This is a genomic window from Acidiphilium sp. MT5 (assembly GCF_054767495.1).
In genome coordinates, this window is sequence record NZ_BAABMR010000006.1 from 40,756 (window position 1) to 60,118 (window position 19,363).

Below are 19,363 nucleotides of genomic sequence, written 5' to 3' on the forward strand. Positions count from 1 at the left end.
GTTTGATTAGAAATGGGTGCCGAAAGAGACACGGAACTGTTCGACTTGGTCGTATTTGTACTTTTTGATCGGCTGCGCGAATGAGAGATCGATCAAGCCGAACGGCGTATTCCAAGCCACACCAACGCCAACCGAAACGCGCGGCGCCGGATTGTCGTAAACCGGGAGCACCACGCCATTGACCTTGAGCTGGCTAACCTGGGACAGGCTGCCGACATCCGCAAAGGCAAAGCCCGACACGCCAAGATCAGGGCTGACCGGCAGCGGGAAGTTCAGGATATTATCCTCGGTATAGATGAAGCGACCGCCCAAGCTGTCGCCATACGTGGTGTCATGCGGGCCAGCGCCGCCGGTTTGGAAGCCGAGCAGACTATTGCCCCCGAGGAAGAACCGATCCGACAAGAGCGAGTGATAGCCGAACAAATCATAGAGATAGCCAACATGGGCTTTGAATTCGAGCACATAGCCCTTGCTGCCCAAATAGCGGCGCAGCGGAATATAATACGCCGCGCGCGTTTCCAACCGCAGGAATTTGGCGGAACCGCCAAGCCCGGCATAGCTGGTGGTGAACGAGATTTCGCCACCGCTGGTCGGGTCAACCGGGTCGTTGGTGTAGTTGAAGGTCAGTGACTGGGTCAGTTGCGAAAGCGTGGTCGAGCCTTGCTCACTCAGAATATACAGGCTCGCACCGGGCACCACGTTGTAAATGTTGCGGGTGGACAGCGTATAGGAAAAAGCCTGGCTGACATGGTGGTTATAGCGGAAGCCCAAGCGCACATCACCGCCAATCGAGCGTTCGCTGAACACATAGCTGGTGGTGTTCGAGGTATCGGTGCGGAACAAATCAAACCCGGCAACCAAGTTGCGGCCCATGAAATACGGGTTGGTTACACCAAGATTGAACTGGGTGCCTTTCTGCGCGAGCAAAGCGCTGATCGAGGCGTTGATGCCGGTGCCGATGAAATCATTCTGGCTGAGGCCAATATTGAGCAACGCCCCGAGATCAGTCGAATAGCCACCGCCGAGCGAGAATTGGCCATTGGCTTTTTCCGGCACATTGACAACGAGATTAACCTCGTCCGGCTGACCCGCCGGAACCGGCTTAACACTCAGGCCCTTTTTGGAAAAGAAGCCGAGGTCCTTCAGATTTTGCTTGGATTCCTTCACCGCCGTCTCATTATAGGCATCGCCGGGTGCCAGCTCGATCTGGCGGCGAATAATACCGTCTTCGGTGCGGGTGTTGCCCACAATATCGACATTGCGAACATAAACGCGCGGACCATTAATGACGTGGAAAGTCAGCGCAATCGTGTGCGCCTTTTTATTTTCCTTCACGTCCGGCTCAACTTGAGCAAAAGCGAAGCCTTTATCCTGCACTTGCGTCGAGATGCGCTTAACCGCCGTGCGCAGCGCATCGCCATCGAAAATATCGCCTTTTTCGATGGGCACCAACGCGCGCAGGCTTTTGCCGGAAAGATGCGGCACCGAAGAGACCACTTGAACGCTACCCACCCGGTAGCGCGGGCCTTCGGTCATCACGAACGTCAGAAAAAAGGATTTGCGGTTCGGCGCAAGCTGCGCGGTGGCGCTGTCGAGTTTGAAATCGGCGTAGCCGTGATGAAAATAGAACCGGGTCAGCAATTCCTCGTCATATTTAATCCGCTCCGGATCATAATGATCGGAATCGCTGAGGAAGCGGAACCAGGCATTCTGCCGCGAGGAAACCACTTCGCGCAGCTTGGACTGATCAAAATGATGATTACCGATGAAATTGATCCGGCTGATCAGGGTTTCCGGGCCTTGCACGCATTTGAACACCACATTGACGCGGTTTTCCGGCAGGCGGACGATTTCGGGGGTAACCTGCGCATCATAGCGGCCATGCTTGGCGAAGTCACCGAGCACCGCCTTGGTGTCGGCAGCCGCAGCGGCGGTGGTGAACACCGCGCCGGGTTGCAGGCTGACGACTTTTTTCAGCGATTTGTCTTTAACCGCCTTATTGCCCTCGAAATAGACCTGATTGACCACCGGATTTTCTCGCACCGCAACGACCAGATCGTTGCCTTGGCGGGTAATTTCAGCGTTGCTGAACAGGCCGGTGGCATACAGGGTCTTTAGGCTGAGATTGATCTGACTGGCACTGAACGGGTCACCGGGGGCAAGCAGAATATACGACAAAATCGTGCTGGTCGCGATGCGATGATTGCCCACCACGCGAATGGCAGCAATGGTGCCGCCCGAGGGCTGCGCCATTGCTGAGTGCGCCGTAGCTGATTGCGGGCGCGGGGCCGCCTGCGCGGGCTGGGTTGCCTGCGTGAGCAGGGTGGGAACCATGCAGATCGACGCCATCAAGGCCCATCGTGCTCGCCGCACCATCATCTCCTGTCCTGCTCCTGGCCGTCCATGCGGCTAATCCTGCGTAAAGCCGCCAACGCGGCGCTGCTCGCCTTGCGGCCTAGCGGCAACCGGGCGGCTTCGCAAGACCGTGTGGGCCAATCAGCGCTCAACGACCCGTCCATTTTGCTTCGATCACCCGTGCGCCAACCGGGATCGGGGTTGCGTTGACGGTTTTTTCTTCCTGCTTGCGCAAGGCATTGAGCAGCACGAACAGCACGGCAGAATTGAGCATGCCGGGGGGAATCCACTGGATCATGCCGCCGAGCAATTGGTCATAGTGCGCGCTGATGCCCGGATAGAGCCGTCCGCACAAATTGTAGAAACTGTAAAAATCGGTGTTGGACAGTGCAATCGTCGCGGCCACCAAAACGGCGGGAAACATCGGCAAAAAGCCAGCGACCATGCGGGTGAGGTAAGTATGGCGCGATTGCGGCCGGGGGCGCGGGTCAAGCACCACGAACCAGAACAACAGGCCCGCCGCGATCATCGAGATATTCATGACGTTGTAAAGCTGCGCATCGAGCATGGCCGCCAGATCAACGCTGGGGAGCAGCCAGACATCGGTCACCGCGAGCATGATCACGGCAGCAATCAGCGGGTTGCGCAGCACCGCGAGGGGCTGGCGGACCAGCCGATGGCGCACCAGCCTGAGCATTATCGGCGGCGCGCCGCGCGCGAGCACCTCACCCGGCCAGCAAAAGGCGATCAGGAACGGCGCGAACACGCTGATGGTCATTTGCTGCACGCGATTGAGGAAAAACATATGCTGGGCGGCATATTCGAAATGGGTTTGCAGCACGATATAAATCATCGCCACGCTGGCATAAAACGCAATCGGACGCCAACGCGCTGGGCGATCCGCCGGCGCCGTGACACGATAGCCGCGCCAATACCAAAGCGGGGCCAACGTGCAGCCTAGATAAATCAGGATATTGAAGTCGAACGGCGCGATGGCCGGCAGGTCGGCCGGGATCAACCGGCAGGCCAGATCCAGCGCGATGCCAAGCAGGATGATCAAAGGCAAAGTGCGTCGGTCGTCGGTGAGCATGCCGGTGCTATAGCGGATCAGCCGGATCGGGGCAAAAAACCGGTCCCATCCGGCGTCAGCGCGCTCAGAACGTCATGGATTTAGATAAATCATCGCGGATAATGGTGCTCGCGCGGATCACCGCGATGCCAAAAGGCGCGATCACCAGAAGCCGAAAATAGGCAGTGCCCGGTTGCGGGCTAAGCACATCGGCTGAGTAAAACGCCAAATATTGATTATCCATCAACAGGCTGACGCGGGTTTCCGGCGGCGCGGTAAAATCGGTGCGGCGGCGGATTTTGCCCAAGGCGACGCCGTTTTGGGCGGCCCAGCGCCGCAGCACCGGCGCGATCACAATGGCGCGATAGGATACAAGATAGAGCAAAGCCAACGGCGCAAACGCCATGATCGCGACGATCTGCACGGTTCGGGGCGCAACGCCGAGATGCAGGCCGATCCACGCGCTCGCACCAATTGCGAGACCAAACGCCACCGCAACCAGGGTAAACAAAATCGAAAATAATGTTGCGATGAATTGGTCCATCATGCTTTCCAATTTGTTTTGTGACGATAATAAACCAATCAAACTCTGACAAGCAAAACCCCTGCCACGCACCGAACCCGCTAAAAAACCGATCAGGGGGTCACGCTTTGGGTTTGATGCTTTAAGAGAGCATCCATATCTTCGGCGCTGGAGGGCGATCATGACAAATCAGGGTGCGATGGGCGAGACCGACGAGCATAGCCATTATTTCCTGGGCGCGTCGAGCGCGCATAATGAGCGCAAAACCTGGGTCGTGGTGGGGCTGACCAGCGTGATGATGCTCGTCGAGATCATTGGCGGGTCAATGTTTCACTCAATCGCGCTGGTGGCGGACGGCATTCATATGAGCACCCATGCCGGGGTGATGCTGCTCGCGGCCTTGGCCTATCGCTATGCGCGCCGCCATGCGGCGGATCGGCGCTTTGCGCTGGGAACCGGCAAGCTGGGCGATTTGGCGGCGTTTACCAGCGCGATCATTTTGGCGATGTTTTCGATCCTGATTGGCTATGAGGCGTTGAGCCGATTTTTTGCGCCCGAGCGGATCGATTATCGTGCTGCAATCCCGATTGCCGTTCTGGGCTTGGTGGTGAATGCCGTCAGCGCGCTGGTATTGGCCGGGGATCATGATCACGGCCATGATCACAGCCATGATCATGGCCACGCGCACGGGCATCACCACGATCATGACGATGATCACGATCATGACCACGACCACGACCACGACCATTACCATGACCATGACCATCGCGGCGCCGCAGCCGCCGTGCATCGGGATTTCAATATGCGGGCCGCCTATGTGCACGTGGTGGCGGATTCCGCCGTCTCCGGGCTGGTGATTATCGGCCTGTTGATGGCCAAATTTCTCGGCTGGGTATGGATGGACCCGGTGATGGGGCTGGTCGGCGCGGCGGTGGTGGCGAATTGGGCGGTCGGGCTGGTGCGCGCCGCCGGCGCGGTCCTGCTCGATATGACACCGGACGCGGACATCCAAGCACGCATCCGCTCCACGTTGGAGTGCGATGGTGATTTGGTGAGCGATTTACATGTCTGGCGGGTCGGGCCGGGGCATCTGGCGGTCATTATCGCGCTGCGCACCCGCAATCCGGCAACGCCTGCTTCCTACCGGCACAAACTCTCAGCGTTGCGCGGATTGTCGCATATCACCGTGGAAGTAGAGCCGATTGAGCCCAACCCGGCCTAACTAAGCCAATAAATTGATCAGCAATCACGCCCCCATCAGGCCCCAACCAGACCCGAGGGGCCGTTAAAGCTTCTCGACTTGGCTATATTCGAGATCAACAGCGGTCGGCCGGCCGAAAATAACCACCGAAACTTTAACCCGGCTATGCTCTTCGTTGATGTCTTCAATCGTGCCTTGGAAGCTGGTGAACGGCCCATCGGCCACGCGCACCTGCTCGCCGATTTCGAACAGAATGGCCGGGCGGCGATTTTCCGTGCCTTCCTGCACTTGGCGCATCATGCGCTCGGCTTCGGCATCGGAAATCGGGGAGGGACGGCTCTTGCTACCGAGGAAGCCAGTGACCTTGGGAATATCGCGCACCAGATGCCAAGCATCATCGGTGAGCTCCATTTTGATCAGCACATAGCCCGGAAAAAATTTGCGCTCGGCATTGACCTTTTGGGCGCGGCGGATTTCGACCACCTCTTCGGTGGGCACCAGCACGCTCTCGATCTGGTCGGTCAGGCCCTTTTGGGCTGCCGCTTCGTGGATTTGGGTCGCGATTTTTTTCTCGAACCCTGAATAGACATGCAGAACATACCAACGCTTGGCCATGAGATCCCTCAGCTTCCGATTCCGAATAAGGCGCGCATCGCCAGGCTGATCGCCTGATCAACCACGATAAAGAAAATGATGGTGACCACGACCATGGCGAGCACCAGACCCGTCGTGGTCAAGGTCTCGCGGCGGGTCGGCCAGGTGGTTTTGGCGGCTTCGCTGCGCACGTCGCTCAGGAATTTTGCCCGGTTAAACGCCAATTTCGCCATGCTCCTCAGTTTCGGACGCGGTCAAATCAATCAAAGTGACATCGTGCAGTGACATCGTTGGTGCACGCAAGCGACGTCGCCTGATGGCAGGGGTGGAGGGTCTCGAACCCACAACCTCCGGTTTTGGAGACCGGCACTCTAGCCAATTGAGCTACACCCCTGCAAACCAGACGGCGACAAGTCCAGCGCGCGAGTGGCTTGCACACCGCGCGGGCATCGCTGTCAAGGGTCGCGTGGAGCGGGCGACGGGAATCGAACCCGCACAACCAGCTTGGAAGGCTGGGACTCTACCGTTGAGCTACGCCCGCGCGCTGGCTTTCTATAAGGCGCGTGCTGCGGTTCGGCAACAATCACGCCCCAACTTATCGGCCCAATAATCGATCAGCGCCTGATCCCGATCAGCGTTTTTGATGTTGCGCGAGCCACGCCCCCGCTGTGCTCAAATCAATATTGCGCGCACGGGCAGTGGCGGCGACATCCGCCGGGTCCGCTTTGGCATGGCGGATCTGAGCCAGCGCCCAGAGATTGGCCGACCGCGCCCCCGAGCGGCAATGGCACAGGATTTTCGCCTCGCCCGAGGCACCGTGCCGCGCCTCATGGCCGGTCAAAGCAATGTGAAACGCCTCAATATCCGCCGGCGTGATGCTGGCGCCGGTGACGGGAATATGATGATAAGTGATCCCGTGCTGCGCCGCGATGGCTGCCGCTTCAGCGGCGCGCGGCTGGCCAGGCTGCTCGTGATCCGGGCGATTATTGATGATGGTGCGCACACCCGATTGGGCGAGTGCGGGAATTTCGGACGGGTCGATCCAGCCGGAGACATGGATCTGGTCAGTAAGAGCGGTCATGGCTAACCTCGTTATGATTTCGTTAATTGGAATATATTAGGCAAGGATCGGGTATGAAACAAGCGGGGCGAGGGTTTCTGATCGGACTGGCGGGCGCATTGGCCACGGGGCTACCGCTGGTGGCCCATGCGGCGGTGCCAAAGTCGGCGGTGCCCAAATTAGCTGCGCCTAAACAAATCGAAGTTTGCGCCTCTTGCCACGGAGAGAATGAAATGGGCAGCCGGGATGGCGGCTATCCGGCGATTGCCGGGCTGCCCGCCGCCTATATTCGCGCCCAATTAAAGGCCTTTCGCTATGGTGCGCGCGATAATGTGATGATGTCCGCCGTGGCAAGCGGGGTCGATGCCGCACAGCGGCGCGCCCTCGCTGCCTATCTCGCGGCCATGAGCGTGCCAATATCCAAACCCGTATCAGCACCCGCGAGTGGGGCAGCGGCGCACCCCCCCAATCCGGTCGGCGCGGCGCTGGCCATTCATGGCGCCCCAGGTCGCAGCACAGCGGGCCACAGCGTAGTGGGCCACAGCGGGTCGGAAATTCCGGCCTGCGCCTCCTGTCATGGCGCGGCGGGGCTGGGTCAGGGCGCATTCCCCCGCTTGGCGGGACAGCCGGCCGATTATCTCGAAGCGCAATTGCGCGCTTGGCAGACGCAAAAGCGCCCGGCGGGCAATCCGCCCGTGATGCCCGCCATCGCCCGCGCCATGAGCAAATCCCAAATCAAGGCGGTCAGCGCCTATTACGGCGCGCTGCCCGCGAATCCGGGGTAAAGCTTAGCCCTTCGTGCCCGCCTCGGTGCTTTGAGCAGACGCCTGATCAGCCTGTTTCTGCGCAGCCTCGGCGTGATCGATGGTTTTCACCAAATCGGCATAGCTGATCGAGCCAATGATCCGCTGATGGCCGATATACCAGCTCGGCACGTATTTCAGGCCCAGATCATGACCACGGGCAAGATTACCCGTCAGCCGGGCGGTGATGGCGGGGCTGTTCATGTCGGTTTTCAGCGTTGGCCAATCGATGCCGACTTTCTTCGCATCTTGCTTGAGCAGCGCAAGCGTGGGTTTGCGTTTCTGGCGCATCAGAATATGGCGCAGCGCCCGGTATTTATGCTGGAGCGCTGCGGCGAATAGCGCGCGGGTGCCGAGCGTGCTGGGCTTGCCGAGGATCGGATAATCGACCGCAACATAGCGAAAATCATGATTGGTCAACATCAGCTTGTTGAAACGCAAATTCATCCGCCGGCAAGGCGGGCAGCGTATATCGTAGAAATCCACAATCGTGACTTTGGCATTCGGATTGCCATAGACCGGATCGCCAGGGCGCATCAGGCTCGCGGCGGTAAAAGCGGTGTGGACGATCGGCGGATTGCCATTATTCGCCGGCTTCGCTTTGCCATGCAGCAGGAAATGCCCGCCGATAACCGCAACCGCGATCCCGCCGGCAAAGGCTAGGATGTTAACGGTTCGTGATTTCATTGTGGTGCTCCGTCACAATCAATTAAGCTGGGCAGTTAAGCAGGGCGGTTCTGTCGACCAGAATAGCGCAATAGCGCGAATTGACCAGATCGATATTGATCAGCCAACAAGGATGAGAGCGTGATTGACGATAACCAATCACGCTCTAGCATTTTCGCAGCCTCAACCGCGCCGGGCGATGGCGGCGGTGAGGGTATTTTCAAGCAAACACGCAATCGTCATTGGGCCGACGCCGCCTGGAACCGGGGTCACCGCGCCTGCAACGGGCAGCGCTTCGGCGTAGGCAATGTCACCGACCAATGTTCCCGCCTCGGTGCGGTTGATCCCAACATCGATCAAGGTAGCACCCGGCATAATCCAATCGCCCCGGACCATTTCGGGCCGGCCAACAGCCGCGATGATAATCTCAGCCCGGCGACATTCGGCGGCGAGGTCACGGGTTGCCGAATGGGCGATGGTCACCGTGGCGTTCTGCGCGAGCAGCAAGGCGGCCACCGGCTTGCCCACGATGTTGGAGCGCCCAATCACCAGCGCGCGGGCACCCCGGAGCGGTATCTGCGCATGCTCAAGCAACAGCATGATGCCGCGCGGGGTGCAGGGCACGAGGCGCGGCGCGCCCAGGGTGAGGGCGGCCACATTATCGGGGTGAAACCCATCGACATCCTTGGCTGGATCAATCGCGCGCAGCACGGTTTCGCTGCTGATATGGGCGGGCAAGGGCAATTGCACCAAAATCCCGTCCGTCTGCGGATCGCGATTAAGCGTGTCGATCAGGGCCAGCAGTGCGGCTTGCGACGTATCAGCGGGGAGTGCAATGGTGCGGGCATTTAGCCCTGCTTGCAAGGCAGCCTTGTCTTTATTGCGGACGTAAACGCGGCTGGCCGGATCATCGCCGACCAGCACCACCGCCAGACCGGGGCGATAGGGCAGGGCGCTAGCGCGCGCCGCGACCGCTTCGCGCAGCGCAGCGGCGACGGCGCGGCCATCGATGATCTGCGCCGTCATGCTCAACTGATCCCGGCAGCCGCAAGATGCCCGTATAGGCCGCCCAAAAAGATTTGCAGCGCCCGGCACACGAGAAAAACAATAATAAACGAGATATCGATGCCCCCGAGCGACGGCACAAAGCGGCGCACCGGCGCCAACACCGGGCTGGTCAGCCGGTCGAGCACATCGCCAATTTTATAGACGGTGCGGTTGCGGGAATCGAGCACGCCGAAGGCTTCGAGCCAACTGAAAATGGCGGTGGCGATCAACACATAAATGAAGAGTTCGAGGATCTCGTTGAGGAACCAGAACACCGAGTACAGCATATTTTTGCTCCTGTCTGGCACCGGGTTACCCAACTGACGCGCTCGGCGCAATGCGCGGGCGCTTGACTAGGCGGCGCGGTTGGGCGATGCGGTGCGCAGGGATGGGGCTGTAGCTCAGTTGGGAGAGCGCCTCGTTCGCAATGAGGAGGTCAGGGGTTCGATTCCCCTCAGCTCCACCATCCCTGTTTCTCCGATCACGATGGAATGATGCACGCCCCGATTGATCCAACCCGCGCGATTGCGTTTGATCTGGTGGCAGCGGTGCTGGATCGGCATGGAACGCTGGATGCGGCGTTGGACCGGGTGCGCGTGGCCGCCGAGCCACGGGACCGGTCAGCCGCGCACCGGATTGCCGCAACGGTGCTGCGGCATTTAGGCAGTTTGGATGCGATGATCGAGGCGCATGTGCAGCGCGCCCCGCCCGCGCCGGTGCAGCACATATTGCGGATTGGCGCCGCGCAATCGCTCTATTTAGGCACCGGCGCGCATGCGGCGGTGGCCACGGCCGTGGATTTGGCGCGGTCACGCGGGCTGACCAAATTCGCCGGTCTGGTCAATGCGGTGCTGCGCCGGGTGAGCGAGGCCGGAGCGGCGGGGCTGGAGGCGCTGGATGCGCCGCGCCTGGACACACCTGCCTGGCTCTGGGCAAGTTGGGGCGCACGCGCGCGTGATATTGCGCTCGGCCATCGCACGGAAGCGCCGCTTGATTTGTCGCTCAAGCCCGGCACGTCCGCACCGGACGGCGCGATCATGCTGCCCACTGGCACGGCGCGGTTACCGGCGGGCAGCGATGTTACAGCGTTGGACGGGTTTCGCGCCGGAACATTCTGGGTGCAGGATGCGGCGGCAGCTTTGCCGGTGCGTTTATTGGGCGACGTAACGGGGCAGCGCGTGCTCGATATGTGCGCCGCCCCCGGCGGCAAAACCATGCAGCTCGCAGCACAGGGCGCACACGTTACCGCACTGGACCGCGATGCGCAGCGGATGCGACGGCTTGCTGAGAATATGCAACGGCTGGGCTTGATCGGTGAGCTCAAAATCGCGGATGCGCTGAGTGTGACGCTGGACCCGTATCCGATGATTTTGCTCGACGCACCGTGCTCGGCGACCGGCACCATCCGTCGGCATCCCGAGATTTTGCATCTGCGCCGACCGGCGGATGTCGCGTCCTGTGCGGCGCTGCAGGACCGGCTGATCGGGGCGGCGATGGCACGATTGGCGCCGGGCGGCACGCTGGTTTATGCCGTGTGTTCGTTGCAGGAGGAAGAAGGTTTCGCCCGCGTCAAAGCCGCGATGCAGCGTCATCGTTTGGTGATCGACCCAATCCGTCCGGATGAAGTGCCGGGCTTGGCTGACGCGGTAACGCGCGAAGGATTGTTGCGCACTGATCCCGGATTTTGGCTGGATCAAGGCGGCATGGACGGATTCTTTGCAGCAAGGCTGCGCCGGGGCTAACACTTGATCGAAACGAGCCTTGCAAACGTTTGTAGCGCACCGCACCCGAATCGGTAGAAATTTGGATTCAGATTTATATTATAGAATCGTTCAAAAAATGTTACTGACAATCGGATAAGCAGGAAAATTCGGCTCAATATCAGCAATTCATTGAACAAACTGCTACCATTGGTTGATTAAATCTGGCGATTCTCGCCTTTTAGATGGAACGATTTACCAAAAATTATATTATTGTTAGGCATTAAAATATCTAAAATAAGTCTGGATTATCGGATTTGAGGCATCTATACAGATTATATGGTTACGAAAAAAAATCCCACTCTAGAATCAGTCGGTCAGCGCATTCGTGCGCTCCGCCTTGCCAATAATCTGACCCAGGACGAATTTGCCGGTCAGTTAGGGGTATCACGTTCGGCGATTGCGCAATGGGAAACTGACCGCGCAGGTCAGGTGCGCGAGAATCTTGAGCGAATTGCCAAGGTTCTCGGAACATCGCTGGCCTATTTGGTGTCCGGTGAAACCGGCACCCTCCAGGGCGACGAACTGGCGCTGATGCGGCTCTATCGGTCCTGCGCCACGGAAGACCGCCAAATTTTGTTGCGAACGGCCAAGCGTTTAGCGCGCGGTTAGTTAGCGCGGCTTCCGTGAGCGGTGCCGGTTCATTCGGCGCCGCTTTTGTCGTGCCCGCTTACTGGCACACCCACTGGCCCCAAACTTGTCATGCCCGGTTTGGCTCAGTAGGGTTTGGTTATGGCCAAGCGGCGCACTGATATTTTGTTGGTCGAGCGCGGTCTGTGTGACACGCGCAGCCAAGCTGCCGCCTCGGTAATGGCGGGGCTGGTGTTTTCCGGTGAGCGGCGCATCGATAAACCCGGCGACATGATCGCTGAGGCCGCACCTTTGCTGGTGCGCGCCAAACCGCATCCCTGGGTGTCACGCGGCGGGCTGAAACTCGTGCGCGGGTTGGATTATTTTGGGTTCGACCCGAGCGGCATGATCGCGCTCGATATCGGCGCTTCCACCGGCGGCTTTACCGATGTCTTGCTCAGCCGAGGTGCCGCACGGGTCCATGCTGTCGATGTCGGCCATGGGCAACTCGCCTGGAAATTACGCGATGATCCGCGTGTGGTGGTCTATGAAAAAACCAACGCGCGGCATCTAACCGCCGATTTGATCACCGATCCGATCGATATCGTGGTGTGCGACGCCAGCTTCATTGGTCTGCGCACCGTGCTGCCGGCCGGATTGGCGCTCTGCCGCCCTGGTGCCTGCGCGGTCGCACTGATCAAACCGCAATTCGAAGCCGGCCGCGAGGCCGTGGGCAAAGGCGGGGTCGTGCGCGACCCGGCGGTGCGCGAGGCGGTCTGCGCCATGATCGCCGAATGGTGGAGCACACTCCCCGGCTGGCAGGTGCGCGGCATCACCGAAAGCCCAATCACCGGGCCAGAAGGCAATGTCGAATTTCTGATCGGCGCCGAGAAAACCTAAACCAATATCGCTCTAGCCGCCCGCCCCCAACGCTGCGAGCACCGCATCGCCCATCGCGGTGGTGCTAACGGTCTTGGCCCCGGCCTCGGCGATATCAGCGGTGCGATAGCCCGCATTCAGCGCCGCCGCCACGGCCTGCTCAATTTGGGTCGCCGCCTCGGGCAAATGCAGGGAGGTGCGCAGCAACATCGCCAGGCTGAGAATTTGCGCCAGCGGATTGGCCTTGTTCTGCCCGGCAATATCGGGCGCGGAGCCATGGATTGGCTCGTAGAGCGCATGGCGTTTGCCGGTCGGCAAGGTGGCACCGAGTGTGGCCGAGCCCAGCATGCCGAGCGAGCCGGTCAGCATCGAGGCGAGGTCCGAGAGCAAATCGCCAAACAGGTTTGACGTCACAATCACATCGAACTGACGCGGATTGCGCGCAAGCTGCATCGCGCAATTATCGGCATACATATGGGTCAACGCCACATCCGGATAGTCAGCGGCAAGGGCGGTGATGGTTTCGCGCCACAGCAGGCCGGATTCCATCACATTGGCTTTTTCCACGCTGGTGAGGCGCTTATCGCGCTGGCGCGCCAAATCGAACGCGACGCGGCCAACGCGAATAATCTCGGCAGTGGTATAGACTTCAGTATTGATGCCGCGCTTCGAGCCATCGGGCAGGGTTTCGATGCCGCGCGGCTCGCCGAAATAAATACCGCCCGTGGCCTCACGCACAATCATCAAATCAAGCCCGCGCACCAAATCGGCTTTCAGCGGACTGGCCTCGATCAGCGCCTCAAACACCGGGGCAGGGCGCAGATTGGCGAATAGACCAAGCTGTTTGCGCAGCTCCAAAATCGCGATTTCCGGGCGATTATCGAACGGTTCACGGTCCCATTGCGGCCCGCCCACCGCGCCAAACAGCACCGCATCGGCGGCCCGGGCCTTGGCGATCACCGCATCGGTAATCGGCGCGCCGAACGCCTCGATCGACGCACCACCAACCAAATCCGTGCTGATCTCGAAGCTGGCGGCACCCGATTGGCTGAGATGATCGATCACCCGGCGCGCTTGGGCCATCACTTCCGGGCCGATACCATCGCCAGGCAGGAGCAAAATTTTCTTGTGCGGGATTGTCATGCGGAGCGCCTTGCGCGTCAGAGGACGGGATTGGTTAGAGGGCCGGAATCACAGGCCGCCAAGGGGCGGCGTCAAGCCGGGATTCATACGCGGTAATCGCGGCTTCATGTTCGAGGGTCAGGCCGATATCATCAAGCCCGTTAAGCAAACAATGTTTGCGAAACGGATTAATCTCGAAGGCGAACGCCTCACCATCCGGGCGCGACACGGTTTGCGCCGCAAGATCGATAATGATGCGGGCATTCGCACCGGTTTGCGCATCCGCCATCAGCGCAGCACATTGGTCGGCGGGCAGCACAATCGGCAGAATGCCGTTTTTGAAGCAGTTATTATAAAAAATATCAGCAAAACTCGGCGCAATCACGCAGCGCAAGCCAAAATCGAGCAGCGCCCAGGGTGCGTGCTCGCGGGACGAGCCGCAGCCGAAATTCTCGCCGGCAATCAAAATCTGCGCCCGCCGATACGGTTCGCGGTTCAGCACAAAATCAGGGATTTCCGCACCCTCATCATCATAGCGCAGGCCGGCAAATAAATGCACACCCAGGCCACTGCGCTTGATGGTTTTCAAAAACCGGGCCGGAATGATTTTATCGGTATCCACATTCGCCATCGGCAGCGGTGCCGCGATGGCTTCAAGCCGGGTAAATTTATCCATCAGGCCAATCTCCGCACATCGGTCAGATGGCCAGCAATCGCCGCCGCCGCCGCCATCGCGGGCGAGAGCAAATGCGTGCGACCGCCCGGACCTTGCCGGCCTTCGAAATTGCGGTTGCTAGTGCTCGCACAGCGATCACCCGGCTTGAGCTTGTCCGGGTTCATCCCCAGGCACATCGAGCAGCCAGCCTCGCGCCATTCAAACCCGGCCTCTTTGAACAAGGAAGCAAGCCCTTCGGCTTCCGCCTGCGCTTTAATCAAGCCAGAGCCGGGCACCACCATGGCGCGGACATGCGCAGCGACGCGGCGGCCTTGGATCATCGCGCATGCGGCGCGTAAATCTTCAATCCGTGAATTGGTGCATGAGCCGATAAACACGGCGTCGATTTTCAGCCCGTCCAGCTTTTGGCCGGGTGCCAAATCCATATAGGTCAACATCCGCTCAAGCTGGGTGCGCTTGGCCGGATCGGCCTCATCGGCAGGGTTTGGCACGGCGCCGGTAATCGGCACCACGGTCTCAGGGCTGGTGCCCCACGTCACGTGCGGTGCAAGATCACTCACATCGAGGGTGACGACGCGGTCATAAACCGCATCCGGATCGGAGGCGAGGCTGCGCCAATAACGGATGGCGTGCTCTAACGCCTCGCCTTTGGGCGCGTGCGGGCGGCTGCGAACATAATCGAACGTCACCTCATCGGGCGCGATCAGACCAGCGCGCGCCCCCGCCTCGATCGACATGTTGCACACCGTCATCCGGCCCGCCATGTCCAGGGCGCGGATCGCCGGGCCGGCATATTCAATCACATGGCCGGTGCCACCCGCCGTGCCGATTTTGCCAATGATCGCGAGAATAATGTCCTTGGCGGTGCAGCCCGGCGGCAAAGTGCCGGTCACCTCGACCAGCATGTTCTTGGCCGGTGCTTGCAGCAAGGTTTGCGTGGCCAGCACATGCTCAACCTCGGACGTGCCAATCCCGAATGCCAGCGCCCCCAGCGCCCCGTGCGTCGAGGTGTGCGAATCCCCACAGACCAGCGTCATGCCGGGCAGTGAAAATCCCTGCTCCGGCCCAATCACATGCACAATGCCCTGGCGAACGTCGGTCACCGGAATATAAGGCACCCCAAACGCCGCGACATTTTGCTCCAATGTTGCCACCTGCAGGGCCGATTCCGGCTCCGCAATGCCTGCCGCCCGATTTTCGGTCGGAACATTATGATCGGCCACCGCAATCGTCGCATCAACCCGGCGCACCGCGCGGCCCGCCAAGCGTAGCCCCTCGAACGCCTGCGGCGAGGTGACTTCATGCACCAAATGCCGGTCGATATACAAAATGCAGGTGCCGTCCGGCATGCGATCCACCACATGCGCCGCCCAGATTTTGTCAAACAACGTCGATGCCATCCGAACCTCCGACGATTAAGGATAAAGGCCGACCGAGGTGGCTGCCCCGGCCTTCCCTTGTCCTTCAGGCCGCCGGTGTTTCGCGCGCAGCTTCAGCGATACGGGCGGATTTGCCACGGCGGGTGCGCAGATAATAGAGCTTCGCACGGCGCACATCGCCACGGCGGGTCACGGCGATCTCGGTCACGTTGGGCGAGTGGAGCGGGAACACACGCTCGACGCCTTCACCGTAGGAGATTTTCCGGACGGTGAAATTGGAATCGATCCCCTTGTTCGACCGGGCGATGCACACACCCTCGAACGCCTGAATCCGGGTGCGCTCACCCTCGGTCACCCGCACCGAGACGCGCAGATTATCCCCCGGCTTAAAGCTCGGGGTCGCGCGGGCGGCGCTCAGCTTGGCGATCTGTTCAGCATCGATCGTTTGGATCAGGTTCATCGGAAAAATCCTTTCGCGGGTGCGTTTTAGGGTGTGGGGTGGATTGTGGCAACATGGCGGGCCCAAAGGTCGGGTCTGCGTTGTTGGGTGATGGTTTCAGCCGCTTGGCGGCGCCAGGCGGCAATGGCTTGATGATCGCCCGACAGCAGGGTGGGCGGCACCGCCCGGTCCTGCCAGGTGGCGGGGCGGGTATAATGCGGATATTCGAGCAAAGGCTGCGAGAATGATTCTTCCACCGCGCTCTCGGCCGCGCCCATCACGCCGGGCAGCAGACGAATCGTAGCATCCAGCACCGCCAGCGCCGCGATTTCACCGCCGGAGAGAATATAATCGCCAATGCTGATTTCTTCGGCGGCATGACGATCAAGCACGCGTTGATCGATGCCCTCATAGCGACCGCAGAGCAAAACCACGCCCGGCCCGGCGGCGAGGCTGCTGATCCGCGCCTGGGTCAGCGGCGCGCCGCGCGGGGTGAGGGCGATCAGCGGGCGCGGCGCATCCGATTGCGCGGCTTTGATGGCCGCATCCAGCACATCCGGGCGCAGCACCATGCCGGCACCACCGCCGAACGGCGTATCATCGACACTGCGATGCACGCCAAGGCCGAACGCCCTGATATCGATCGTCTCCAGCGACCAAATGCCGGATTTCAGGGCGCGACCAGCCAGCGCCTCGCCCAGCGGGCCGGGAAACATGCCCGGAAACAAAGTGATGATCGTGGCGTGAAACCCGGTCATGCGGCGGAGTCCTGCGCGGGCGCTTCGCCAATGATTTCGGTGGGTGGCACAATGGTGATGCGGCTGGTGGCCAAATCAATCATCGGCACCGCCGCACGGGTGAAGGGGATCAGAGCGCCGCTATCCAGCTCCAAGCTGGCGCCCGCGCCATAATCATGCACGGCGGCGATCAAACCGGCCTTGCGCCCATCCGCCAGATAGGCGGTGATGCCGATCAGATCAGCCAAATAGAACTCATCCTCCGCCGCCGGCGGCAATTGATCGCGCGGCAACATCAGCTTGGTATTGGTCAAGCGTGCAGCCCCATCCCGATCGGTCACCGGCATCGGTTTGCCGTTCGGATGCAACGTGACGCGCGCAATCCCATCGCTGACCCAAGTGAGGGTGATAGGCTGGCCGGTTTCATCGCGCAGGGGCAAGCGGGCGAGGGCGTGCAGATCCTCGCCATAGCCATGCACATGCACCGCACCGCGCACACCGTGCGGTTTGCCGATCACGCCCATCAGGATGAGGGGTTCGCTCATCAACCAACCCAGTTAGGCGGCAGCGGCTTTAGCGCGCTCGGCAGCCCGTTCCTGCGCCTTCTTTTTCGGCGCGGACTGGATCGGCTGCTCGCGGAACGCAGGCATCGGCGCGAGGCCGGCGCGGCCCAGGAAGCGGGCGACACGATCTGTCGCTTCGGCACCCACCGAAAGCCAATGCTTCACCCGGTCTTCCTGCAAGCGCACGCGCTCAGCATGGTCGGCGGGCAGCATCGGGTTGTAGCTGCCAATCTTCTCGATGAATTTGCCATCGCGCGGGCTGCGGCTATCGGCCACCACGATATGATAATACGGGCGGCGCTTAGCACCGGCACGGGCGAGACGAATTTTAACGGACATGGTCGAGCGTTCTCCTGGGGTTAAGGGGGGTAAGGGTTAAAAGCGGCGGCCACCACGCGGGGCGCCGGCTTGAGGCATCAAGGCCGCGAGGCCGCCACGGGCGAGACCTTTCTGGCCGAGTTTTTGGGCACGTTTCATCATATCCGCGATCTGCTCGAACTGTTTGAGCAAGCGGTTGACCTCCTGCACCGACGTGCCTGACCCGGCGGCTACGCGCTTTTTCCGGCTGGCTTTGAGCAGATCCGGGTTTTTGCGCTCGGCGCGGGTCATTGATTGAATAATCGCAACCTGACGCTTGAGGATTGAGGTATCGAGATCGGCATCGTTCAATTGTTGCTTGATTTTGCCAACGCCGGGCAACATGCCGAGAATGCCGGTGAGCGAGCCCATTTTGGTGATTTGCTTGAGCTGTTCGGCGTAATCTTCCAGGTCGAACTTGCCCTTCGCCATCCGGGCGGCAAGCTTTTCGGCCTTTTCCTGGTCGACGGTTTCCGCTGCGCGCTCCACCAGCGAGACAATGTCGCCCATGCCGAGAATGCGCCCGGCAATCCGCTCTGGATGGAAGGTTTCCAGCGCATCCAGCTTTTCACCAACACCCATCAGCTTGATCGGCGCACCAGTCACCGCCCGCATCGAGAGGGCAGCGCCGCCCCGTGCATCGCCATCAAGGCGGGTCATCACAATGCCGGTGATGCCAAGCGCCTCATTGAACGATGTCGCGGTGGTCAGCGCGTCCTGGCCGGTCATCGCATCGACCACCAGCAAGGTTTCCGCCGGGGTCACGGCGGCGCTGATGGCTTTGACCTCGGCCATCAGGGCCTCATCGATGCTCAGCCGACCCGCCGTGTCGAGAATGACCACATCAAACACTTCGCGCCGACCGGTATCCATGGCGCGATGGGCGATTTGCACGGGCGTTTCACCCGCAATAATCGGCAATGAGGCAACGCCCGCGCGCTCGGCGAGCTGGGCCAGCTGAAGTTGGGCGGCAGGGCGCTGCGTGTCGAGGCTCGCGAGCAGCACCTTACGGCGTTGCTTGTCCTTGAGAAATAACGCAATTTTGCCGGAGGTGGTGGTTTTGCCGGAGCCTTGCAGGCCGACCATCAAAAACGGGATCGGTGCAACGGCGTTGAGATTAAGCGCCGCCGCACCCTCACCGCCGAGCGCTTCGACCAGCGCGTCATGAACGATTTTAACAACTTGTTGACCGGGCGAGACCGATTTGAGCACTTCCGCGCCAACCGCCTGCAAGCGGACCTTGGCGATAAAATCACGCACCACCGGCAACGCGACGTCCGCCTCCAACAGCGCGAGACGGATCTCGCGCATGGCTTCCATGACATCGCTCTCGGACAAAGCGCCGCGCCGGCGGAGCCGGTCGAACACATCACCGAGTTTGCCCGAGAGGGCGTCAAACATTTTTCTCTCCGCAACGCAAAACGCGCCGCGGTGCGACACTCGCAGCGCGGCGGATGGCGGGTCTTTGCCTGAGAGTCCGCCGCAGGTCAATGCGCGTTTCGATCCTGCCGCATCCGCCCGATCAACGCTGCACGTAAAAGTTGCGCAAAATAAAACTATTTC

General features: G+C 60.5%; 22 protein-coding genes and 3 tRNA genes. 6 read left to right on the forward strand and 19 right to left on the reverse strand.

The window, feature by feature from the left end; genetic code table 11:
- Positions 1–6 precede the first annotated feature (6 nt).
- The 3 genes from bamA to ACYUCQ_RS08080 form a co-directional block, all read right to left on the reverse strand.
- Positions 7–2,379: an outer membrane protein assembly factor BamA gene (gene bamA / locus ACYUCQ_RS08070; RefSeq protein WP_460254009.1), complete on the reverse strand. Its 2,373-nt coding sequence runs from the start codon at positions 2,377–2,379 to the stop codon at positions 7–9.
- A gap of 124 nt (positions 2,380–2,503) precedes the next feature.
- Positions 2,504–3,445: a cytochrome c oxidase assembly protein gene (locus tag ACYUCQ_RS08075; protein WP_460254010.1), complete on the reverse strand. Its 942-nt coding sequence runs from the start codon at positions 3,443–3,445 to the stop codon at positions 2,504–2,506.
- Positions 3,446–3,509: 64 nt separating this feature from the next.
- Positions 3,510–3,971: a hypothetical protein gene (locus tag ACYUCQ_RS08080; protein ID WP_460254011.1), complete on the reverse strand. Its 462-nt coding sequence runs from the start codon at positions 3,969–3,971 to the stop codon at positions 3,510–3,512.
- Positions 3,972–4,128: 157 nt separating this feature from the next.
- On the opposite strand from ACYUCQ_RS08080, the gene dmeF reads away from it, so the two are divergent.
- Positions 4,129–5,169 carry a CDF family Co(II)/Ni(II) efflux transporter DmeF gene (gene dmeF / locus ACYUCQ_RS08085; RefSeq protein ID WP_460254012.1) on the forward strand — a complete coding sequence of 347 codons (1,041 nt, stop codon included), beginning with the start codon at positions 4,129–4,131 and terminating at the stop codon, positions 5,167–5,169.
- Between the two features lie 63 nt (positions 5,170–5,232).
- Here dmeF and nusG read toward each other — a convergent pair whose 3' ends face one another.
- From nusG to ACYUCQ_RS08110, 5 genes are all read right to left on the reverse strand, one after another.
- Positions 5,233–5,763 (reverse strand): transcription termination/antitermination protein NusG, encoded by a 531-nt coding sequence (nusG, locus tag ACYUCQ_RS08090; protein WP_460254013.1) that lies wholly within the window; start codon positions 5,761–5,763, stop codon positions 5,233–5,235.
- An 8-nt stretch (positions 5,764–5,771) separates the two neighbouring features.
- Positions 5,772–5,975, reverse strand: a complete 204-nt coding sequence (gene secE / locus ACYUCQ_RS08095; protein WP_460254014.1) for a preprotein translocase subunit SecE — start codon at positions 5,973–5,975, stop codon at positions 5,772–5,774.
- An 84-nt stretch (positions 5,976–6,059) separates the two neighbouring features.
- A tRNA-Trp gene (locus ACYUCQ_RS08100) sits at positions 6,060–6,136 on the reverse strand.
- A gap of 73 nt (positions 6,137–6,209) precedes the next feature.
- Positions 6,210–6,283 (reverse strand) — tRNA-Gly (locus ACYUCQ_RS08105).
- Positions 6,284–6,373: 90 nt separating this feature from the next.
- Entirely contained in the window at positions 6,374–6,823 is a 450-nt protein-coding gene (locus ACYUCQ_RS08110; protein ID WP_460254015.1) for a protein tyrosine phosphatase family protein, read from the reverse strand.
- Positions 6,824–6,876: 53 nt separating this feature from the next.
- Here ACYUCQ_RS08110 and ACYUCQ_RS08115 point away from each other — a divergent pair, with 53 nt between their 5' ends.
- The gene (locus tag ACYUCQ_RS08115; RefSeq protein WP_460254016.1) at positions 6,877–7,587 is read left to right on the forward strand and encodes a c-type cytochrome; all 711 of its coding nucleotides are present in this window, start codon (positions 6,877–6,879) and stop codon (positions 7,585–7,587) included.
- A gap of 3 nt (positions 7,588–7,590) precedes the next feature.
- Here ACYUCQ_RS08115 and ACYUCQ_RS08120 read toward each other — a convergent pair whose 3' ends face one another.
- The 3 genes from ACYUCQ_RS08120 to ACYUCQ_RS08130 all read right to left on the reverse strand — a co-directional run bounded on the left by ACYUCQ_RS08120 (position 7,591) and on the right by ACYUCQ_RS08130 (position 9,605).
- The gene (locus tag ACYUCQ_RS08120) at positions 7,591–8,292 is read right to left on the reverse strand and encodes a thioredoxin domain-containing protein (protein ID WP_460254017.1); all 702 of its coding nucleotides are present in this window, start codon (positions 8,290–8,292) and stop codon (positions 7,591–7,593) included.
- 162 nt (positions 8,293–8,454) lie between these two features.
- A complete protein-coding gene (gene folD, locus ACYUCQ_RS08125) occupies positions 8,455–9,297 on the reverse strand; it encodes a bifunctional methylenetetrahydrofolate dehydrogenase/methenyltetrahydrofolate cyclohydrolase FolD (RefSeq protein ID WP_460254018.1) in 843 nt (280 codons plus the stop codon).
- Positions 9,298–9,299: 2 nt separating this feature from the next.
- The gene (locus tag ACYUCQ_RS08130; RefSeq protein ID WP_460254019.1) at positions 9,300–9,605 is read right to left on the reverse strand and encodes a YggT family protein; all 306 of its coding nucleotides are present in this window, start codon (positions 9,603–9,605) and stop codon (positions 9,300–9,302) included.
- 103 nt (positions 9,606–9,708) lie between these two features.
- Between ACYUCQ_RS08130 and ACYUCQ_RS08135 the strand changes: the two genes are divergently transcribed.
- The 4 genes from ACYUCQ_RS08135 to ACYUCQ_RS08150 all read left to right on the forward strand — a co-directional run bounded on the left by ACYUCQ_RS08135 (position 9,709) and on the right by ACYUCQ_RS08150 (position 12,548).
- Positions 9,709–9,784 (forward strand) — tRNA-Ala (locus ACYUCQ_RS08135).
- Positions 9,785–9,809: 25 nt separating this feature from the next.
- Positions 9,810–11,060 carry an RsmB/NOP family class I SAM-dependent RNA methyltransferase gene (locus ACYUCQ_RS08140; protein ID WP_460254020.1) on the forward strand — a complete coding sequence of 417 codons (1,251 nt, stop codon included), beginning with the start codon at positions 9,810–9,812 and terminating at the stop codon, positions 11,058–11,060.
- 297 nt (positions 11,061–11,357) lie between these two features.
- On the forward strand, positions 11,358–11,690 hold the full coding sequence (locus ACYUCQ_RS08145; protein ID WP_460254021.1) for a helix-turn-helix domain-containing protein: 333 nt from the start codon (positions 11,358–11,360) through the stop codon (positions 11,688–11,690).
- A 120-nt stretch (positions 11,691–11,810) separates the two neighbouring features.
- A complete protein-coding gene (locus tag ACYUCQ_RS08150) occupies positions 11,811–12,548 on the forward strand; it encodes a TlyA family RNA methyltransferase (protein ID WP_460254022.1) in 738 nt (245 codons plus the stop codon).
- Positions 12,549–12,560: 12 nt separating this feature from the next.
- On the opposite strand, the gene leuB is transcribed toward ACYUCQ_RS08150, so the two are convergent.
- From leuB to ffh, 8 genes are all read right to left on the reverse strand, one after another.
- Positions 12,561–13,670: a 3-isopropylmalate dehydrogenase gene (leuB, locus tag ACYUCQ_RS08155; RefSeq protein WP_460254023.1), complete on the reverse strand. Its 1,110-nt coding sequence runs from the start codon at positions 13,668–13,670 to the stop codon at positions 12,561–12,563.
- 34 nt (positions 13,671–13,704) lie between these two features.
- Positions 13,705–14,325 carry a 3-isopropylmalate dehydratase small subunit gene (leuD, locus tag ACYUCQ_RS08160; protein WP_460254024.1) on the reverse strand — a complete coding sequence of 207 codons (621 nt, stop codon included), beginning with the start codon at positions 14,323–14,325 and terminating at the stop codon, positions 13,705–13,707.
- Positions 14,325–15,725, reverse strand: coding sequence for a 3-isopropylmalate dehydratase large subunit (leuC, locus tag ACYUCQ_RS08165; RefSeq protein WP_460254025.1), 1,401 nt, complete (start codon positions 15,723–15,725; stop codon positions 14,325–14,327). The genes leuD and leuC overlap by 1 nt, the downstream gene beginning before the upstream one ends.
- 64 nt (positions 15,726–15,789) lie before the next feature.
- On the reverse strand, positions 15,790–16,164 hold the full coding sequence (gene rplS, locus ACYUCQ_RS08170) for a 50S ribosomal protein L19 (RefSeq protein ID WP_460254026.1): 375 nt from the start codon (positions 16,162–16,164) through the stop codon (positions 15,790–15,792).
- Between the two features lie 26 nt (positions 16,165–16,190).
- Positions 16,191–16,901 (reverse strand): tRNA (guanosine(37)-N1)-methyltransferase TrmD, encoded by a 711-nt coding sequence (gene trmD / locus ACYUCQ_RS08175; RefSeq protein WP_460254027.1) that lies wholly within the window; start codon positions 16,899–16,901, stop codon positions 16,191–16,193.
- Positions 16,898–17,425 carry a ribosome maturation factor RimM gene (gene rimM, locus ACYUCQ_RS08180; protein WP_460254028.1) on the reverse strand — a complete coding sequence of 176 codons (528 nt, stop codon included), beginning with the start codon at positions 17,423–17,425 and terminating at the stop codon, positions 16,898–16,900. Before rimM ends, trmD begins: the two co-directional genes overlap by 4 nt.
- Positions 17,426–17,437: 12 nt before the next feature.
- Positions 17,438–17,782, reverse strand: a complete 345-nt coding sequence (gene rpsP, locus ACYUCQ_RS08185; protein ID WP_460254029.1) for a 30S ribosomal protein S16 — start codon at positions 17,780–17,782, stop codon at positions 17,438–17,440.
- A gap of 36 nt (positions 17,783–17,818) precedes the next feature.
- Positions 17,819–19,201, reverse strand: a complete 1,383-nt coding sequence (ffh, locus tag ACYUCQ_RS08190; RefSeq protein WP_460254030.1) for a signal recognition particle protein — start codon at positions 19,199–19,201, stop codon at positions 17,819–17,821.
- Positions 19,202–19,363: the final 162 nt, after the last annotated feature.

Bases quoted from the DNA above. Each gene is read 5' to 3' on its own strand.
- bamA (WP_460254009.1), bottom strand. From the start codon at position 2,379: ATGATGGTGCGGCGAGCACGATGGGCCTTGATGGCGTCGATCTGCATG.
- ACYUCQ_RS08075 (WP_460254010.1), bottom strand. From the start codon at position 3,445: ATGCTCACCGACGACCGACGCACTTTGCCTTTGATCATCCTGCTTGGC.
- ACYUCQ_RS08080 (WP_460254011.1), bottom strand. From the start codon at position 3,971: ATGATGGACCAATTCATCGCAACATTATTTTCGATTTTGTTTACCCTG.
- dmeF (WP_460254012.1), top strand. From the start codon at position 4,129: ATGACAAATCAGGGTGCGATGGGCGAGACCGACGAGCATAGCCATTAT.
- nusG (WP_460254013.1), bottom strand. From the start codon at position 5,763: ATGGCCAAGCGTTGGTATGTTCTGCATGTCTATTCAGGGTTCGAGAAA.
- secE (WP_460254014.1), bottom strand. From the start codon at position 5,975: ATGGCGAAATTGGCGTTTAACCGGGCAAAATTCCTGAGCGACGTGCGC.
- ACYUCQ_RS08110 (WP_460254015.1), bottom strand. From the start codon at position 6,823: ATGACCGCTCTTACTGACCAGATCCATGTCTCCGGCTGGATCGACCCG.
- ACYUCQ_RS08115 (WP_460254016.1), top strand. From the start codon at position 6,877: ATGAAACAAGCGGGGCGAGGGTTTCTGATCGGACTGGCGGGCGCATTG.
- ACYUCQ_RS08120 (WP_460254017.1), bottom strand. From the start codon at position 8,292: ATGAAATCACGAACCGTTAACATCCTAGCCTTTGCCGGCGGGATCGCG.
- folD (WP_460254018.1), bottom strand. From the start codon at position 9,297: ATGACGGCGCAGATCATCGATGGCCGCGCCGTCGCCGCTGCGCTGCGC.
- ACYUCQ_RS08130 (WP_460254019.1), bottom strand. From the start codon at position 9,605: ATGCTGTACTCGGTGTTCTGGTTCCTCAACGAGATCCTCGAACTCTTC.
- ACYUCQ_RS08140 (WP_460254020.1), top strand. From the start codon at position 9,810: ATGATGCACGCCCCGATTGATCCAACCCGCGCGATTGCGTTTGATCTG.
- ACYUCQ_RS08145 (WP_460254021.1), top strand. From the start codon at position 11,358: ATGGTTACGAAAAAAAATCCCACTCTAGAATCAGTCGGTCAGCGCATT.
- ACYUCQ_RS08150 (WP_460254022.1), top strand. From the start codon at position 11,811: ATGGCCAAGCGGCGCACTGATATTTTGTTGGTCGAGCGCGGTCTGTGT.
- leuB (WP_460254023.1), bottom strand. From the start codon at position 13,670: ATGACAATCCCGCACAAGAAAATTTTGCTCCTGCCTGGCGATGGTATC.
- leuD (WP_460254024.1), bottom strand. From the start codon at position 14,325: ATGGATAAATTTACCCGGCTTGAAGCCATCGCGGCACCGCTGCCGATG.
- leuC (WP_460254025.1), bottom strand. From the start codon at position 15,725: ATGGCATCGACGTTGTTTGACAAAATCTGGGCGGCGCATGTGGTGGAT.
- rplS (WP_460254026.1), bottom strand. From the start codon at position 16,164: ATGAACCTGATCCAAACGATCGATGCTGAACAGATCGCCAAGCTGAGC.
- trmD (WP_460254027.1), bottom strand. From the start codon at position 16,901: ATGACCGGGTTTCACGCCACGATCATCACTTTGTTTCCGGGCATGTTT.
- rimM (WP_460254028.1), bottom strand. From the start codon at position 17,425: ATGAGCGAACCCCTCATCCTGATGGGCGTGATCGGCAAACCGCACGGT.
- rpsP (WP_460254029.1), bottom strand. From the start codon at position 17,782: ATGTCCGTTAAAATTCGTCTCGCCCGTGCCGGTGCTAAGCGCCGCCCG.
- ffh (WP_460254030.1), bottom strand. From the start codon at position 19,201: ATGTTTGACGCCCTCTCGGGCAAACTCGGTGATGTGTTCGACCGGCTC.